This is a genomic window from Variovorax sp. Soil_C_39, assembly GCF_057656815.1.
Genome location: NZ_JBDGJQ010000053.1, coordinates 1 through 277, shown reverse-complemented (window position 1 = coordinate 277; position 277 = coordinate 1). Strand labels below are relative to the sequence as shown.

General features: G+C 52.7%; 1 protein-coding gene. It reads left to right on the top strand.

The window, feature by feature from the left end; all coding sequences use genetic code 11:
* A partial coding sequence (locus AC3A6J_RS28065; RefSeq protein WP_487863282.1) for a hypothetical protein occupies nucleotides 1–182 on the top strand: 182 nt, incomplete at its 5' end.
* Nucleotides 183–277: the final 95 nt, after the last annotated feature.

Below are 277 nucleotides of genomic sequence, written 5' to 3'. Positions count from 1 at the left end.
CGGGTTCCCGTGTGAAAGTAGGTCATCGTCAGGCTCTTACAGCCAAGAAAAGCCCAGCCCCGAAAGGGTTGGGCTTTCCTTTTTGTGTGAGCACCCAGAAGGTGCTCACACAAAAGGGCAAGCAAACAGTGTCTCTCGAGGCGCTGCGAGCAAGCTTCGAGGCATTCGCTCTCTGCGAGTGAGTGCCTTGAAAGCCCCAAGAAAAAAACTTCCTTCGAAGTTGACGCGGTTTGAAAAAGCAGTGCATAATCGAAGGCTTCGCTGAACGACTTCAGCG